This window comes from Exiguobacterium sp. s191 (assembly GCF_018618955.1).
Classification (GTDB): Bacteria; Bacillota; Bacilli; order Exiguobacteriales; family Exiguobacteriaceae; genus Exiguobacterium_A; species Exiguobacterium_A abrahamii.
Genome location: NZ_JACSNC010000010.1, coordinates 1 through 1,032 on the forward strand (window position 1 = coordinate 1; position 1,032 = coordinate 1,032).

Consider the following 1,032-nt stretch of genomic DNA (forward strand, 5'->3'; position numbering starts at 1 on the left):
CTCCATGAAGTGTTTGACTTGCTCGTTTTTGTGACCGAAGTCACGATTGACGAAGCTTGCGCTTCATTCGTTTTTGTATTCCGTAGAATACGATTTTTGCCTCATCGTTCAGTTTTCAAAGTTCGTCATAAAAATGGTGGAGCCTAGCGGGATCGAACCGCTGACCTCCTGCGTGCAAGGCAGGCGCTCTCCCAGCTGAGCTAAGGCCCCATTAAAGGGATGAAATTGAAGATGGTCGGGAAGACAGGATTCGAACCTGCGACCCCTTGGTCCCAAACCAAGTGCTCTACCAAGCTGAGCTACTTCCCGAAAATGCACCCTGAGAGATTCGAACTCCCGACCCCTTGATTCGTAGTCAAGTACTCTATCCAGCTGAGCTAAGGGTGCGGAATATAAGGATCAAACAGCAAACATCAAAATGAAAATGGTACCGAGGGCCGGAATCGAACCGGCACGGGGAAACCCCCGCAGGATTTTAAGTCCTGTGCGTCTACCAGTTCCGCCACCCCGGCAGGGATATAAAAGGTAGAACCTTCATTCATAATTGAATTCTGGTGATCATTGAAGATAAAAATGGTGCCGGCAACAGGAGTCGAACCCGCGACCTACTGATTACAAGTCAGTTGCTCTACCAGCTGAGCTACACCGGCAAGTGTAATAAAAATGGTGGAGGATGACGGGATCGAACCGCCGACCCCCTGCTTGTAAGGCAGGTGCTCTCCCAGCTGAGCTAATCCTCCATATGTATCGCCTGGCAGCGTCCTATCCTCACAGGGGGAAGCCCCCAACTACTTTCGGCGTTCAAGTGCTTAACTTCCGTGTTCGGCATGGGAACGGGTGTGACCACTTGGCTATCGCCACCAGACATTTATTATCTTAACATTATGTTCACATAACGTCAAGACTTTTTTTCGTTTTTTTGAAAGGCTCGCGCCCTCAAAACTGAAGTCATCAACAAGCATCTGCTAGAACAAGGCCTCGACCGATTAGTATCACTCAGCTCCACATGTCGCCATGCTTCCACCCGTGACC

General features: G+C 49.7%; 6 tRNA genes and 1 rRNA gene. All 7 read right to left on the reverse strand.

What is annotated here, in order from left to right:
- Positions 1-134: 134 nt before the first annotated feature.
- Positions 135-210 (reverse strand) — tRNA-Ala (locus tag KNQ09_RS17360).
- 22 nt (positions 211-232) lie between these two features.
- Positions 233-309 (reverse strand) — tRNA-Pro (locus tag KNQ09_RS17365).
- A 4-nt stretch (positions 310-313) separates the two neighbouring features.
- Positions 314-387: transfer RNA gene (locus KNQ09_RS17370), tRNA-Arg, on the reverse strand.
- A gap of 38 nt (positions 388-425) precedes the next feature.
- A tRNA-Leu gene (locus tag KNQ09_RS17375) sits at positions 426-512 on the reverse strand.
- Positions 513-574: 62 nt separating this feature from the next.
- Positions 575-650: transfer RNA gene (locus tag KNQ09_RS17380), tRNA-Thr, on the reverse strand.
- A 14-nt stretch (positions 651-664) separates the two neighbouring features.
- Positions 665-740, reverse strand: a tRNA-Val gene (locus tag KNQ09_RS17385).
- A 9-nt stretch (positions 741-749) separates the two neighbouring features.
- A 5S ribosomal RNA gene (gene rrf, locus KNQ09_RS17390) occupies positions 750-865 on the reverse strand.
- Between the last annotated feature and the right edge of the window lie 167 nt (positions 866-1,032).